Origin of the sequence: Nocardia acididurans (genome assembly GCF_016741815.1) — a bacterium.
Taxonomy (GTDB): Bacteria; Actinomycetota; Actinomycetes; order Mycobacteriales; family Mycobacteriaceae; genus Nocardia; species Nocardia acididurans.
Map to the genome: position 1 here is coordinate 226,186 of NZ_JAERRJ010000007.1, position 15,773 is coordinate 241,958.

Sequence of the window (15,773 nt, forward strand, 5' to 3'; positions counted from 1 at the left end):
TACGATCCGACATGTCACCGAATGTTCCCTTTCGGCGGGGCCGGTGTTCACGGCTCTGCCCGGTGAGCATTCCTACCGTTACGTATGAGCTTGTCTCGGCGTCAGTTGTTACGGATGGGTGCCGCGGGCTCGGTGGCGGTACTGGTGGGCACCTCGGCGGTGAGCAGCCGGCGGTTCCCCGCGCCCCGATGGGCCGGGGGCTATCCTTTCGCGCTGGGTGTGGCTTCCGGCGATCCCACGCCCGACGGCGTCGTGCTGTGGACGCGACTGGCTCCCGACCCGCTCGCACCGGACGGCCTCGGCGGCATGCCGCTGCGGCCGGTGACCGTCGACTACGAGGTCGCGCACGACGCCGGATTCCAGCAGATAGTCGCACGCGGAGAAGCCGTCGCGAGCCGGGAGCTCGGGCACAGCGTGCACCCGGAGGTGAGCGGGCTCGAACCGGACCGGTGGTACTACTACCGTTTCCGCGCCGGGTCGGCGATATCGCCGACCGGGCGCACCAGGACCGCACCGGCGGCCGGATCACCCACGGCGCGTATGCGATTCGCCTTCGCCTCCTGTCAGTGCTGGACCTACGGGTACTACACCGCCTACGAGCACATGAGCCGCGAGGATCTGGATCTGGTCGTGCACCTGGGCGACTACACCTATGAGACGCCGTGGGTGCGCGGGCGCGACGGGCTCACGCGGCGTGACGAAGTCACCGGCGAGGCAGTCGATCTCGCCGATTACCGCTTGCGCTACGCACAGGTCAAGGCCGAGGCGCCGCTGCAGGCCGCACATGCCGCCTTCCCGTGGCTGACGACCATGGACGACCATGAGGTGCACAACAATTGGGGCGGGGAATCCCGCGGCCCGGCCATCGACGTCTACGGGATTCCCGCGCTCTTCCGGCGGCGCAAGGCCGCCGCCTTCCAGGCACTCTACGAGCATCAACCGCTGCGCATCGCGCAGCTGCCGTCGGGGCCGAACATCCTGCTGCACAGGCGATACCGGTTCGGGAACCTGGCCGAGATCACCATGCTCGACACCCGGCAGTACCGCGACAAGCAGGCGTGCACCGACGGCAGCGCCACCGCCGACTGCCCGCAGCGCTACGCCACCGACCGCACGCTGCTCGGTGCGCGGCAACGCGATTGGCTGCTCGACGGCTTCCGCGACTCCCCGGCCCGCTGGCAGGTGCTCGGCAATCAGGTCTCCATGAGTCGCAACGACTACGACCCGGGCCCGCCCGACCTGCTGGGCACCGACGCCTGGGACGGCTACGTCGCCGACCGCAACACCGTGCTGGGCGCGGCGGCCGACCGCGGCGTGCCGAACCTGGTGGTCATCACCGGCGACCGCCACGAGAACTGGGCCGCCGACCTGCGCCGCGACCACACCAACCGCGAATCACCGGTCGTGGCGGCCGAATTCATCGGCACCTCGATCAGCAGCGGCGGCAACGGCAGCGACATCACACCCACCGCCCGCGATCTGCTGCGCACCGACGCCGATCTGAAGTTCAGCAACAATCAGCGCGGCTATGTCCGAGTCGAGGTCGATCAGGCCCTGTGGCGCACCGACTTCCGCGTCGTCCCCTACGTGAACCGCCCGGGCGCTCCGATCAGCACCCGCGCCACCTACGTCGTCGAGAACGGCATCCCCGGCACCACCCAGGCGTGGCGTCCCGAACCCGAAGCGCCTGTTACGCCGACCGCCGATCTCGCCCTTCCCGCACGGGACCTGCCGGAACGACGCTGAGGTCCGCTCGAGCCGAACCGTCCCGCCCGCCGCGCTGCGGCGAGCAGGTACGCGAGCCGACGGAGTGGCGGACCCGGCGGATGCCGTCGTCGACCTGATAATCAGCTGGCAAAGCGGCGAACACGGCACTTCGGACCGTCCGGCCGCGTTGATCACGGTAGGACGATCGCAATGCGTCTGGAAGGAAACACGCAATGACCGCTATCGGGACCCTGCTCGGCTGGGTCGTGTCCGTATTCATCCTGTTCATGCTGGCGCGGCTGGTCGTGGACTGGATCGCCGCGCTGAGCCGCGACCCCGCCCCGTGGGTGGGCAAGGTCCGCGAGGTCACCTACAAGGTGACCGAACCCGTGATCGCTCCCGTCCGGCGGATCCTGCCGCCGGTCAACTTCGGGTCGGTGGGTATCGATCTGGCGTTCACGGTGGTGTTCATCGTCGCACTGGTGTTGCGCGCGATCTTCTTCAGTCTGTAATTCCGACGCCCGTACGACACGGCGCGCCGCCGCTGCGGCGTCTACCGTGTCGTATGGGCTTGTCGCGTCGGCAGTTGTTGAGATTCGGGGCCGCCGGATCGGCCGCGGTACTGGTGGGCACCTCCGCGGCGAGCAGCAGCCGCCTGCGCACCCCGCGCCTGCGCGGCGGGGATCCCTTCGCGCTCGGGGTGGCCTCGGGGGATCCGACATCCGACGGGGTGGTGCTGTGGACGCGGCTCGCGCCGGACCCGCTCGCGCTCGACGGGCACGGCGGCATGACCAACGCGCCGGTGACCGTCGAGTACGAGGTGGCGCACGACGAAGGCTTCCGGCAGGTGGCGGCACGCGGAGCAGCGGTCGCCACAAGGGAACTCGCGCACAGCGTGCATCCGGAAGTGAACGGGCTGGCACCGGATCGGTGGTACTACTACCGGTTCCGGGCCGGATCGGCGATCTCGCCGGTGGGCCGCACCCGCACCGCGCCCACGATCGGACAGGCCACCCAACGACTGCGGTTCGCCTTCGCCTCGTGCCAGTCCTGGAGTTCGGGCTACTTCACCGCCTACGACCACATGAGCCGGGAAGACCTCGATCTGGTGGTGCACCTGGGCGATTACATCTACGAGCAGTCCTGGATCCACGCGCGGATCGGCACCGAACCCGATCCGGATCTCGCGGCCGAGGCCACGGATCTCACCGGCTACCGATTGCGCTACGCCCAAGCCAAGGCCGAGGAACCGCTGCGCGCCGCCCATGCGGCGTTCCCGTGGCTGACCACCATGGACGATCACGAGATCGACAACAACTGGGCGGGCGACACTCCTGGGCTGGGGTTCGACATCTACCGTATTCCGCCGCTGTTCCGACGACGGAAGGCGGCGGCCTTCCAGGCCATGTACGAACATCAGCCGCTGCGGATCGCGCAGCTGCCGTCCGGGCCGGACATCCTGCTGCACCGGCGATTCCAGTTCGGGGATCTGGCCGAGATCACCCTGATCGACACCCGCTCGTACCGCACCCGGCAGCCCTGCAACGACGGCAAGGCGGTGGCGGGCTGCGATGCGCGCTATGACACCGATCGCACGATTCTCGGTGCGCGGCAGCGGGATTGGCTGGTCGAAGGGTTCCGCGGCTCACCCGCGAAGTGGCAGGTGATCGGCAACCAGGTGCCCATGGCACGCAGTGACTACGATCCCGGGCCCGGCGACGAACTCGGCACCGACTCCTGGGACGGCTATGTGGCCGACCGCAATACGGTGCTCGGGGCGGCGACCGATCGGGGGGTGCGGAATCTGGTGGTGATCACCGGGGACCGGCACGAGAACGTGGTCGCGGATCTGCGCCGCGACCACAGCGATCCCGAATCACCGGTCGTGGCCTCGGAATTCATCGGGACCTCGATCACCAGCCGGGGTGACGGCACCGATCTCACCCCCGCCGCGCGGCAGTTGCTCGCCGACAATCCGGATCTCAAGTTCTCCAACTCGCAGCGCGGGTACGTGCGGGTCGACGTGGATCACGGACTGTGGCGCAGCGATCTGCGGGTGGTTCCCTACGTGCGGCGCCCCGGCGCGCCGATCCGCACCCGCGCCTCGTTCGTGGTGCGGGACGGGGTGCGCGGGGTGGTCACCGATTCGGTGGCGGCACCGGACACCGATATCACCGTGCTGGGTGGCGGCGGCGGGCGGTGACCCGAAATCAGTTGTGCGTCAGCCGGATCCAGCGGCCGATCGACGGCACACCGGCGGTGTCGACCACGACGACCAGGTACCAGCCGGGCGGCGCGAGGGCGGGGTTCGACGGCATGGTCAGCGTGAGCGTGCCGCCGGGGTCGACCGTGAAGGGCAGATCGATCAGGCGCTGATCATTGTCGGAGGAGTGGGTCGTCGAGGTCGGGTGCAGCAGGCTCGCCTCCCGAAGGTCGCCGGTCGCGGTGGCGGTGAGCGTGCTGCCGTAGCCGGCTTGCTCGGCGTCCAACCGCAGTTCGGGGCGCTCGCCCAGGAAAAGGTAGGGCGGCCAGAAGACTTCGATGCGCAACTCCTCGGTCTTGCGCATCGGATTCGATCCCGCGGTGATCACTTTGCCGTCGGGCATCAGCAGCGCCACCGAGTGGTACAGGCGCGGAATGCGTTGCGGTGCGGTGTGCATCCAGGTTTCGGTGACCGGGTCGAAGACCTCGGCGAATTCCGGTGCGGCATGCGCCATTTCCTCCATGCCCGAGCCACCGGTGGCCAGTACTGTGCGATCGGGCAGGATGACCGCGCAGACGTGCATGCGGGCGTGATGCAGCGGCGGGCCCTGCCGGTAGGCGGGCGTCGGCTCGCTCAGATCCACGATCCGGGTGTCGGCCAAAGCCGGTGCGGGACTGTGCATGTCGTAGCCGCCACCGCCGAGGATCATCACCCGCTGCTGCTGCGCGGGCGGCAGCAGCACACTGGCGGCCTGATTGCGCGAGCCCGGATCGACGAGACCGGGCACCTCGGTGACCGCACCGGTCAGCGGATCCCAGACCGACGGGCGCATACCGTTGTTGCCGCCGTACTGGCCGCCCGCGTAGAAGATGCGGCCGTCGGCCAGCAGGAGCAGGTGGCCGTACATGGGGATGGGGCCGGGAACCGGTAGCTGCGACCAGGTTTCGGTGACCGGGTCGAACAGTTCGGGCGTGGTGGCCAGGAAGCCGTCCGCACCGAGGCCGGACACCGCCACCACCTTGCCGTCCGGCAGCTCGCACAGGGTCGGGTACCAGCGGCCGAAGGCCATGTCCGGCAGCACCTTCCAGTGCGGGTCGGCGGGGTCGAAGAGCAGCGCGTCGCGCAGTCCGTAGAACGGGTCGTACTGCTCGGTGCCGCCGACCGCGAGCAGCCGGCCGTCGGCCAGGAAGGCGTGCCCGGCACAGAACATGTCGATCGGCGTCGACGGGGCATCGAGTCCGGGATTCGGGTAATGCCATACGCGCGTGCGGAATTCGTGCGCGTGATGCTTGTCCGCGTCGTTACCGGAACCCGCGAAGAACAGCACGTCCCCGGTGTGCAGCAGTGCGGCGTGCACCGGGTTGATCTCGGTGCCGAAATCCAGGATGCGCCACACCCCCATGTGCGCGGCGTGCGCCAGCCCGGTATCGAGCGCCACGACCCGCACGTATCCGGCATTGCCGCCCGGCGTGGACTCGATGGTGCACACCACCAGCTCCGGATCACCTGTGGCAGAGGGCAATACGACCACGGCCGCGCCCTGGTTCTCGTCGAATCCCCAGCCCGGGACCTGCGACCACCGGCTCCACCCGTCCACGCAGTGGCCCGAACCGTCCAGCCCCCAGCCGATCGCGTACACCCCGGCATTGCCCTGCTGCGGGTTGTCGACGGCGAAGACGATCAGCTCCGGCCGCCCGTCACCGTCGAGATCGGCCACGGTCATGCCCGCACCCTGGTTCTCCCACCCCCACCATTCGGGCACCGCCACCCACGGTGTCCATTCCGCCACGAACCCGTCCGCGTCGAGCCCCTTGGCCAGCCGGAACTGCCCCGAATTCTGCCCGCCGGGATTGTCGGCGGTCAGCACCACCATGGTGACCTGCCCGTCGACCCGGGTCAGGCAGATATCGGCCCCCTGATTCTCCCAGCCGTACCAGTCCGGGATCTGCCGCCACGGCGACCAGCCGCCGGTGACCGTCCCATCCGCCGCCAGATCCCGCCCGACGCGAAAATACCCCTGGTTCTGCCCCTCCGGATTGTCCACCAGGAACACCACCAGATCCGGCCGCCCGTTCCCGCTCAGATCCGCGACCGCGATCCCCGCGCCCTGGTTCTCCCACCCCCACCAGTCCGGCACGGAAATCCAAGGGCCCCAGTCGTTCACGGTGCCATCCGCCGCCAGCCCGGCGCCAACCCGGTAGTACCCCGCGTTCTGCCCCGGCGGATCGTCCACCATCAGCACCACGACATCGCGCCCGCCCCCGGTCAGATCGGCGAGCGCCACCCCGCAGTCCTGATTGCGCGTCGAAAACCACCCCGGTACGGCAACGAATTCCCCAGCCACTCCCCCATCATGATCGCATCCCCCTCCGCTGCCCACCCGATGTCCGAATATTGGCCCCCACCACCGCCACTCCCGATCAAGGCTGCCGCATCGTCCGCGAGGACGCCGTACTGCTGATCCGCCGCGCCCCCGGAGTCTTCCTGGCCGGACGGTGGGAACTGCCGGGCGGCGGTATCGAACCAGGCGAGCTGCCCGAGCCGCGATGCGACTCGTTTTCGCCCGTCAGTCCAGCACGTGAATTGCGATCGCGCCCTCGGCCAGTGGTTCGACGGTGATCCGGGTCAGGTCGGGTACGTGGACGGTGGGCGCGAAAGCCGCCGCACGTGGACCGACACCGACGACCATGGCTCCGGCGGCCTTTCCCGCGGCGATCCCGGCTTCCGAATCCTCGAAGACCACGCAGTCCGCTGGCGCGACTCCCAATTCTGCAGCGCCTTTCAGGAAGCCCTCCGGATCCGGCTTGCTGACCGAGACCGATTCCGCGGTAATCCTTTTCACAGGCAATGCCAGCCCGGCGGCCCGCATCCGTACCTCCGCGAGCGCCGTGTTGGCCGAGGTGACCAGCGCGTGCGGCAGGTGCGCCACGCTTGCCATGAACGCCTGCGCCCCATCGACCGGGACGACTCCGTCCACACTCACGGTCTCTTCCTCGAGCATGCGGGCGTTCTCGGCGTGGTTGATCTCTACGGGTCGTTCCGGCAGGAACTGCGCCATCGTCGCCCAGCCCTGCCGTCCGTGCGCGACCGCGAGCACGGCGTTCACGTCCAAGCCTTGCTCGGCCGCCCACTGTCCCCACAACCGCTCCACCACGGCATCCGAGTTCACCAGGGTGCCGTCCATGTCGAGCAGCAGGCCGCGAGCTACAAGCGTGGCGATAACCGTCATATACTGGTTATAACCACTTCTGCGGTGTGCTGCAATATGGGATGAATCCCCGAGAGCACTCTGTGCCGGGTATGCGACAGGGCCGGACATCGGGGTTGATGTCCGGCCCTGTCGGGGTGAAAACCGTTACGGCAGTGGGCCGCCCGCGGCGATGGCCGAGAGGGTGGCGAATTCGTCACCCTTCAGCGAGGCACCGCCGACGAGGGCGCCGTCGATATCGGTCTGGCCGACCAGTTCGCCGACGTTCTTGGCGTTGACCGAGCCGCCGTAGAGGACGCGGACGCCCGCGGCCACTTCGGGATTCGCCAGTTCGGCGAGTTCCTTGCGGATGGCGCCGCAGACTTCCTGGGCGTCGGCCGGGGTGGCGACCTTGCCGGTGCCGATGGCCCAGACGGGCTCGTAGGCGATGACGACCTTGGAGATCTCCTCGGCGGTCAGGCCCTTGAGCGAGCCGCGCAGCTGCTCGAGGTTGTACTCGACGTGGGTCTGGGCCTCGCGGATGCCCAGGCCCTCACCGATGCAGACGATCGGGGTGATGCCGTACTCCAGGGCGCGCTTGGCCTTGGCGAGCACGATGTCGTCGGTCTCGTTGTGGTACTGACGACGCTCGGAGTGGCCGACCACGACGAACGAGCAGCCCAGCTTGGCCAGCATGGAACCGCTGATCTCGCCGGTGTAGGCGCCTTCGGCGTGGGTGGACACGTCCTGGGCGCCGTAGGTGATCAGGAGCTTGTCACCCTCGACGAGGGTCTGCACGCTGCGCAGGTCCACGAACGGGGGGATGACCGTGACATCGACCTTGGCGAAGTACTTCTCCGGCAGGGCGAACGCGATCTTCTGCACCAGAGCGATGGCCTCGAGGTGATTGAGGTTCATCTTCCAGTTGCCGGCGATCAGGGGCTTACGTGCCATGCGTCAGTCCTCCAGAACCGAAAGGCCGGGAAGTTCCTTGCCCTCCAGGTATTCCAGCGACGCGCCGCCGCCGGTGGAGATGTGCGAGAAACCGTCGTCGGGCAGGCCGAGCGTGCGCACGGCAGCAGCGGAGTCGCCGCCGCCGACCACGGTGAACGCGCCCTTGGAGGTGGCGGTCGCGATGGCCTCGGCGACCCCGCGGGTGCCCGCCGAGAACTTCTCGAACTCGAACACACCCATGGGGCCGTTCCAGAACACCGTCTTGGCCTCGGTGAGCAGCGCCGAGAAGCGCTTCACCGATTCGGGGCCGATGTCCAGGCCCATCCAGCCGTCCGGAATCTCGTTGGCGGAGACCACCTTCGACTCGGCGTCGGCCGCGAACTTGTCGGCGGCGACGATGTCGACGGGCAGGTGGATCACGTCGGCGAAGGTGTCCAGCAGCTTCTTACAGGTGTCGATCATCTCCTCCTGCAGCAGCGAGGTGCCCACCGAAAGGCCCTGTGCCGCAAGGAAGGTGAAGCACATGCCGCCGCCGATGACCAGCGTGTCGACCTTCGGCGCGAGCGCCTCGATGACCGCCAGCTTGTCGGAGACCTTCGAGCCGCCGAGCACGACCGCGTACGGACGCTCGGAATCGGTGGTGAGCTTCTTCAGCACCTCGGTCTCGGCCGCGACCAGCGTGCCCGCGTAGTGCGGGAGCACCTTGGCGATGTCGTACACCGACGCCTGCTTGCGGTGCACCACACCGAAGCCGTCGGACACGAAAGCGCCGTCGTCGCCGACCAATTCGACCAGCGCGCCCGCCAGCTTGGCGCGCTCGGCGTCGTCCTTGCTGGTCTCGCGGGCGTCGAAGCGGATGTTCTCGAGCAGCATCACATCGCCGTCGGTGAGGCCCTCCGAGCGCGAGAGCGCGTCGTAGCCCACCACGTCACCGGCGAGCTGGACATTGCGGCCCAGCTCCTCGGCCAGCCGCGCCGCGACCGGGGCGAGGGAGAACTTCGGATCCGGCTCACCCTTCGGGCGGCCCAGGTGCGCCATGACGACGACCTTCGCTCCCGCGTCCGAGAGCGCCTTGATGGTCGGCACGGACGCGAGGATGCGGCCCGGATCGGTGATGACGCCGTTGTCGAGGGGAACGTTCAGGTCGGAGCGCACGAGCACGCCCCGGCCCTCGACACCCTCGTTCAGCAGATCCTGGAGTGTCTTGATCGTCATCGGGCTCAGAGGGACTTGCCGACGAGGCCGATGAGGTCGGCGAGGCGGTTGGAGTAGCCCCACTCGTTGTCGTACCAGGAGGCGATCTTGACCTGGTTGTCGATGACCTGGGTCAGCGGCGCGTCGTAGATCGACGAGTGCGGGTCGGTCACGATGTCGGTGGACACGATCGGATCGGTGTTGTACTTCAGGATGCCCTTGAGCGGGCCCTCCGCGGCGGCCTTCATGGCGGCGTTGATCTCGTCGACGGTCGCGGCCTTCTTCAGCACCACGGTCAGGTCGGTGAGCGAACCGGTCGGGACCGGCACGCGCAGCGCGTAACCGTTGAGCTTGCCCTGCAGCTCGGGCAGCACCAGGCCGATGGCCTTGGCGGCGCCGGTGCCGGTGGGCACGATGTTCAGCGCGGCGGCGCGGGCGCGACGCAGATCCTTGTGCGGCGCGTCCTGCAGGTTCTGGTCCTGAGTGTAGGCGTGCACGGTGGTCATGAGGCCGTGCTCGATGCCGAAGGAGTCGTTGAGCACCTTGGCGATCGGGCCCAGGCAGTTGGTGGTGCACGAGGCGTTGGAGATGATGTTCTGCGAGCCGTCGTACTTGTCGTCGTTCACGCCCATCACGATGGTGATGTCCTCGCCGGAGGCGGGGGCGGAGATGATGACCTTCTTGGCGCCGGCGGCCAGGTGGCCCTTCGCCTTGGCGGCGTCGGTGAAGATGCCGGTGGACTCGACGACCACGTCGACATTCAGGTCGGCCCACGGCAGGGCGGACGGGCCCTCCTTGATGGCCAGCGCCTTGATGCGCTGCTCACCGACCACGATGAAGTCACCGTCGACCGAGACGTCCTGCGGCAGGCGACCCAGGATGGAGTCGTACTTCAGCAGGGTCGCGAGAGTCTGGATGTCGGTGAGGTCGTTGACCGCGACGATCTCGATGTCGGTGGTGCCGAGGGCCTTCAGCGCCTCGACGGCCCGGAAGAAGTTACGTCCGATGCGGCCGAAGCCGTTGATACCTACCCGGACAGTCACGTTATCGCTCCTCAGTTGTGTCGCGGAACTTATTCTGTTGCACCCTCACCCTAGACCGTCACGCGAAGGTCACGGACAGGCCCCTCTCACCGCTGCACGGCAGGGTGTGAGCAGGTGGCACAGCCCGTACGGAACGGTCTGCGAGGGTGTGTCGAAACACCGATGGCGTCGCACCTTTTCGAGGTGCGGCGCCATCAGTCGATTATGTCCGATTTCAGGACGGGATCACGCCTCTTCCAACAACTCTGCGGTAACGGCGGATTCGGTGTCCGGCACACCGAGTTCCTTGGCGCGGCGGTCGGCCATCGACAGAAGGCGTCGAATGCGGCCTGCCACAGCGTCTTTCGTCATCGGCGGATCGGCCAGCTGGCCGAGTTCCTCCAGGGAGGCCTGCCGGTGCAGCACACGCAGCTTGCCGGCGGCGGCCAGGTGGTCGGGCACATCCTCGCTCAGTATTTCGAGGGCGCGTTCCACCCGTGCGGCGGCCGCGACAGCGGCGCGGGCCGAACGGCGCAGGTTGGCGTCGTCGAAATTCGCGAGCCGGTTGGCCGTCGCACGCACCTCGCGGCGCATGCGGCGTTCCTCCCAGGTGAGGCGGGTGTCCTGCGCACCCATGCGGGTGAGCAGAGCGCCGATGGCCTCACCGTCGCGCACCACCACACGGTCGGTGCCGCGGACCTCACGGGCCTTGGCCGAGATACCCATGCGGCGGGCCGCGCCCACCAGGGCCAGGGCCGCCTCCGGTCCGGGGCAGCTCACCTCGAGAGCCGAGGACCGGCCCGGTTCGGTGAGCGATCCGTGCGCGAGAAAGGCTCCGCGCCAAGCAGCTTCGGCATCGCCGATGCTGCCGCCGACCACCTGTGCCGGAAGCCCGCGGACGGGACGTCCGCGCACATCCAGCAAGCCGGTCTGGCGGGCGAGTGCCTCACCCTCCTTGGAAACCCGTACCACATACCGGGACGTCTTGCGGAGCCCGCCGGCACCGAGTACGTGCACGTCCGAACCGTATCCGTACAGTTCGAAGATCTCCCGGCGCAGCCGGCGCGCGATGGAACCCATGTCCACCTCGGCCTCGACGATCACGCGACCGCCGACAATGTGCAATCCACCGGCGAACCGCAGTAGCGCGGACAGTTCGGCCTTGCGCGAACTCACCTGAGATACGGTGAGCCGGCTCAGCTCGTCCTTCACTTCCGCTGTCATCGCCACGAGACGCGCTCCTTTCCACCCAATCCGGACCGCACACGTTGGCCCATATGCCGTCCTTCGATTCGAAGCTCTGCCAATTCCGGCCGAGGTTGCCGGATCACCTGATCCAGTGCGGCGGCAAGCTTTCCGGGGTGGTGCCGGTCCGTCCCCGCCTCGGCGACATCAGCGAAGGTTACTCGCGCATTGAGCTGTTCGGCAGCTCTTGCCACATGTTCGCGTTCCCTACCCTCCGGTACGGAACCTGAATCCACCAGAACGTGGTCGACTGTGAAATCCGGTGCGTGCTGGGACAATACATGCAGGTGCCGTTCCGCGGAGAATCCGGCCGTTTCGCCCGGTTCGGCAGCGAGGTTGAGCACCAGCACTTTCCGCGCCCGCGTATGCAGCAACGCTTCGTGCAATTCGGGCACCAGCACATGCGGGATCACACTCGTGAACCAGCTACCGGGCCCGAGCACCACCACATCGGCGTGCTCGATGGCCGAGGTCGCCTCCGGGCAGGCGGGCGGATCCGAAGGGATCAACCGCACCCGGCGCACCTTGCCCGGCGTCGTCGCCACCGCGACTTGCCCACGGATGCAACGGCTTACCCGCGGATCGCCCTCCAGCCCGGCCACATCCGCCTCGATGGTGAGCGCGATCGGCGACATGGGAAGCACCCGGCCGGTGACGCGCAGGATCCGGCCCGCCTCGTCCAGGGCCGCCACCGGGTCGCCGAACTCCTCGGTGAGGCCCGCCAGGATCAGGTTGCCGACCGAATGCCCGGCCAGCGCCCCGGTACCGCCGAAGCGGTGCTGCATGGTGCGCGCCCAGATGCCGTCGGACTCCTCGGCCAGCGCGGCCAGGGCCATTCGTAGATCACCGGGCGGCAGCATGCCGAGTTCGGCGCGCAGGCGTCCGGAGGAGCCGCCGTCGTCGGCGACGGTCACCACCGCCGTGATCTTGCGGGTGAGCCGGCGCGCCGCGGTCAGCGTGGCGTACAGGCCGTGCCCGCCGCCCAGCGCCACGATCGCCGGATTCGTTTCTCGCGCACTCATTCTCGCCCCAAGTCCCGATGGACCACGCGCACCACGTCACCCGATCCGCTGTCTCCGAGTAGCTCGCCCAGCGCCTCGGATATCGCCACACTGCGGTGCTTTCCGCCCGTGCAGCCCACTGCCACGGTCATGTATCGCTTCCCCTCTTGGCGGTAGCCCTCGGTCGTGAGATCCACGAGGTGCCGCGCGGTGCCCAGATAGTCCTGGGCGCCCGGGCGCGACATCACATACTCACTGACCGGGGCATCCTGTCCGGTCTGTTCGCGGAGTTCCGGGACCCAATGCGGATTGGGCAGGAAACGCAAATCCAACACCATATCCGCGTCCAGTGGTACTCCGTACTTGAAACCGAACGATTGGATTGTTAGTTGCAGAGCGCGGGTCGCGCTGCCGCCGTACGCCTCCTCGAGCTTGCGGTGCAATTGGTGGATCGACAGCGCTGTCGTGTCGATGACCAGATCGGCGGCGGTCTTCACCGACGCCAGGCGTTCGCGTTCCGCGGCGATGCCCGCGGTGAGCGTGCCGTCGGCGCTCTCCCCCTGCAGTGGATGCCGGCGCCGCGCGAAGCCGAACCGGCGGATCAGCACATCGTCGGAGGCTTCCAGGAACAGGATCCGGGTACGCACGCCGGCCGCGCGCAGTTGTTCGGTCACGGCCGAGAGATTCCCGGTGAAGAAACGACTACGCACATCCATGACCAGCGCGAGCTTGTGAATGGGCGGATCGGCGCTCTCGCCGAGTTCGACCATGCGGCCGATCAGCGCGGGCGGCAGGTTGTCGGCGACGTAGTAGCCCAGGTCCTCCAGTACGCGGGCGGCGGTGCCGCGACCCGCGCCGGACAGACCGGTGACAACGACGACCTCCACCGGCGAGGCGGCGTCGTCCGACTGCGATAGTTCGCGCCGGGCGTGTGACTGTGGATCATTTTCACCGGTCGACCTACTTGAATTCTCGACCGCATTGTTGGTGGCTTCGACGCGCGTCATGTCCTACCGGGTTCCTTATGGGCTTTCCGACGATCATCCTGCACCGATGCCGTAAAACGCGGTACAAACACGCGCGAGTGGAGATACAGATGTGATTGTCCGGCTCCACCTGCGACTCGGCGTGTCGCGCGACACTGCGCTCGGCGTGTCGCACCCTACCCGGCGGAGCTAGTCGGTGTGCAACCCCGGCTCGCCACTCGGCGCGAGCGCTGCCAGGACCGCCTTGGCGGTGGCCACGCCGATGCCGGGGATCTCGGTGATCTGCTCCACGGTCGCCTCCTTGAGCTTCGCGACCGAGCCGAAGTGCGTGACCAGGGCCGTTTTGCGGGCCTGACCCAGACCGGGCACCGAATCCAGCGCCGATTCGGTCATGCGGCGCGAACGCTTGCTGCGGTGGAAGGTGATGGCGAAGCGGTGCGCCTCGTCGCGAACCCGCTGCAGCAGATACAGCGACTCGCTGGTGCGCGGCATGATGACCGGATCCGGCTCATTGGGCACCCACACCTCCTCCAGACGCTTGGCCAGGCCGATGACCGCGACATCGGTGATGCCGAGCTCGTCGAGCACCTCGGCGGCGGCATTCACCTGCGGGGCGCCGCCGTCGACCACGTACAGGTTGGGCGGGTAGGAGAAGCGACGCGGCTTCCCGGTCCGGGGGTCGATACCGGGAAGTCCGGAACTCAGTGCGTCCGTGTCGTTCTCGAGGTCGGCGGCCTCGGCCGCGTCCATATCGCGGCGCAGTTTGCCGAAGCGGCGGCGCGTCACCTCGGCGATGGAGGCGACGTCGTCGGAGCGGCCGTCGCCCGCGGCCTCCTTGATGGCGTAGTGCCGGTATTCGGTCTTGCGCGGCAGACCGTCCTCGAAGACGACCAGCGAGGCCACCACATCGGTGCCTTGTACGTGCGAAATATCCACACATTCGATTCGCAGCGGGGCGCTGTCCAGATCCAGGGCGTCCTGAATGCCCTGCAGCGCGGCCGAGCGGGCGGTGAGATCGCCCGCGCGCTTCAGCTTGTGTTGTGCGAGAGCCTCTTTCGCATTGCGCTCGACGGTTTCGGCCAGGGCCTTCTTGTCGCCGCGCTGCGGAACCCGCAACTGCACGGCCGAACCGCGCAGCCCCGACAGCCACTGCTGCACCTGCTCGGCGTCATTCGGCAGCGCGGGCACCAGCACCTCACGCGGCACCACCGCGCCGGGCTGGGCCTCACCGGTCTGCGCGGCCACGGCGGTCTGCTCGCCGTAGAACTGGGTGAGGAACTGCTCGACGAGGGCGGGCGCCTCGCCACCGGCCTCCACGGCATCGGGGTTCAGGACGTCACCGGACTTGTCGACCACCCAGCCGCGCTGACCGCGCACCCGGCCGTCGCGAACGTGGAAGATCTGCACCGCGACTTCCAATTCGTCGATAGCGAAGGCGATCACGTCGGCGTCGGTGCCGGTGCCCAGCACCACGGCCTGCTTCTCCAACGCCCGCTTGAGGGCCTGCACATCGTCGCGCAGGCGGGCGGCCAGCTCGAAATCGAGCTCGTCCGAGGCCTCCATCATGCGCTTCTCCAGCTGCTTGACCAGGCGGTCGGTCTTGCCGGAGAGGAAGTCGCAGAAGTCGTCCACGATCTGGCGGTGCTCGGCGGCGCTGACCCGGCCGATGCACGGCGCGGAGCACTTGTCGATGTAGCCGAGCAGGCACGGCCTGCCGATCTGGTTGTGCCGCTTGAAGACTCCCGCCGAACACGTGCGCACCGGGAACACGCGCAGCAGCAGATCCAGGGTTTCGCGGATGGCCCAGGCGTGCGCGTATGGGCCGAAGTACCGGACCCCCTTCTTGCGCGCGCCGCGGTAGACGAAGACGCGGGGATATTCCTCGTCGAGGCTGACCGCGAGCACCGGGTACGACTTGTCGTCGCGGTAGCGCACATTGAAGCGCGGATCGAATTCCTTGATCCAGTTGTATTCCAGCTGTAGGGCTTCCACCTCGGTGGACACCACGGTCCATTCCACGGAGGCGGCGGTGGTGACCATCTGCCGGGTGCGCGGATGCAGCTGGGTGACATCGGCGAAGTACGAGTTCAGCCGACTCCGCAGGCTTTTCGCCTTGCCGACGTAGATGACCCGCTTGTGCGCGTCCCGGAACTTGTACACGCCGGGTTCGACGGGGATGGTGCCGGGAGCGGGCCGGTACGTCGCGGGATCTGCCACGCCACCAGGTTAACGAGCCGCTCCGACAGCTCTCACGAGACCGGTGCCATCCGGGAC

General features: G+C 68.0%; 13 protein-coding genes. 4 read left to right on the top strand and 9 right to left on the bottom strand.

Annotated features, from left to right (window positions below; genetic code table 11):
- Nucleotides 1-84 precede the first annotated feature (84 nt).
- The 3 genes from JK358_RS19495 to JK358_RS19505 all read left to right on the top strand — a co-directional run bounded on the left by JK358_RS19495 (nt 85) and on the right by JK358_RS19505 (nt 3,910).
- Nucleotides 85-1,746 (top strand): alkaline phosphatase D family protein, encoded by a 1,662-nt coding sequence (locus tag JK358_RS19495; protein ID WP_201949162.1) that lies wholly within the window; start codon nt 85-87, stop codon nt 1,744-1,746.
- A 194-nt stretch (nt 1,747-1,940) separates the two neighbouring features.
- Nucleotides 1,941-2,219 carry a YggT family protein gene (locus JK358_RS19500; protein WP_201949163.1) on the top strand — a complete coding sequence of 93 codons (279 nt, stop codon included), beginning with the start codon at nt 1,941-1,943 and terminating at the stop codon, nt 2,217-2,219.
- Nucleotides 2,220-2,272: 53 nt separating this feature from the next.
- Complete coding sequence (locus tag JK358_RS19505) at nt 2,273-3,910, top strand: alkaline phosphatase D family protein (protein WP_201949164.1); 1,638 nt, start codon at nt 2,273-2,275, stop codon at nt 3,908-3,910.
- A 7-nt stretch (nt 3,911-3,917) separates the two neighbouring features.
- Here JK358_RS19505 and JK358_RS40380 read toward each other — a convergent pair whose 3' ends face one another.
- Complete coding sequence (locus JK358_RS40380) at nt 3,918-6,254, bottom strand: glyoxal oxidase (protein ID WP_201949165.1); 2,337 nt, start codon at nt 6,252-6,254, stop codon at nt 3,918-3,920.
- A 50-nt stretch (nt 6,255-6,304) separates the two neighbouring features.
- On the opposite strand from JK358_RS40380, the gene JK358_RS40385 reads away from it, so the two are divergent.
- On the top strand, nt 6,305-6,529 hold the full coding sequence (locus JK358_RS40385) for an NUDIX domain-containing protein (RefSeq protein ID WP_307817621.1): 225 nt from the start codon (nt 6,305-6,307) through the stop codon (nt 6,527-6,529).
- Here the strand turns inward: JK358_RS40385 and JK358_RS19520 are convergent.
- From JK358_RS19520 to uvrC, 8 genes are all read right to left on the bottom strand, one after another.
- A complete protein-coding gene (locus JK358_RS19520; protein WP_201949166.1) occupies nt 6,477-7,139 on the bottom strand; it encodes an HAD-IA family hydrolase in 663 nt (220 codons plus the stop codon). The two genes, JK358_RS40385 and JK358_RS19520, sit on opposite strands and share 53 nt — an antisense overlap.
- Nucleotides 7,140-7,265: 126 nt before the next feature.
- The gene (gene tpiA, locus JK358_RS39330) at nt 7,266-8,051 is read right to left on the bottom strand and encodes a triose-phosphate isomerase (protein ID WP_232851546.1); all 786 of its coding nucleotides are present in this window, start codon (nt 8,049-8,051) and stop codon (nt 7,266-7,268) included.
- Nucleotides 8,052-8,054: 3 nt separating this feature from the next.
- Nucleotides 8,055-9,266, bottom strand: coding sequence for a phosphoglycerate kinase (locus JK358_RS39335; RefSeq protein WP_232851547.1), 1,212 nt, complete (start codon nt 9,264-9,266; stop codon nt 8,055-8,057).
- Between the two features lie 5 nt (nt 9,267-9,271).
- Nucleotides 9,272-10,288, bottom strand: a complete 1,017-nt coding sequence (gene gap, locus JK358_RS19530) for a type I glyceraldehyde-3-phosphate dehydrogenase (protein WP_201949167.1) — start codon at nt 10,286-10,288, stop codon at nt 9,272-9,274.
- 225 nt (nt 10,289-10,513) lie between these two features.
- Nucleotides 10,514-11,497, bottom strand: coding sequence for a DNA-binding protein WhiA (whiA, locus tag JK358_RS19535; protein ID WP_181580224.1), 984 nt, complete (start codon nt 11,495-11,497; stop codon nt 10,514-10,516).
- Nucleotides 11,488-12,534 carry a gluconeogenesis factor YvcK family protein gene (locus JK358_RS19540; RefSeq protein WP_201949168.1) on the bottom strand — a complete coding sequence of 349 codons (1,047 nt, stop codon included), beginning with the start codon at nt 12,532-12,534 and terminating at the stop codon, nt 11,488-11,490. The genes whiA and JK358_RS19540 overlap by 10 nt, the downstream gene beginning before the upstream one ends.
- Nucleotides 12,531-13,520 (bottom strand): RNase adapter RapZ, encoded by a 990-nt coding sequence (gene rapZ, locus JK358_RS19545; RefSeq protein WP_201949169.1) that lies wholly within the window; start codon nt 13,518-13,520, stop codon nt 12,531-12,533. Before rapZ ends, JK358_RS19540 begins: the two co-directional genes overlap by 4 nt.
- A gap of 168 nt (nt 13,521-13,688) precedes the next feature.
- Nucleotides 13,689-15,716, bottom strand: a complete 2,028-nt coding sequence (uvrC, locus tag JK358_RS19550; protein ID WP_201949170.1) for an excinuclease ABC subunit UvrC — start codon at nt 15,714-15,716, stop codon at nt 13,689-13,691.
- Nucleotides 15,717-15,773: the final 57 nt, after the last annotated feature.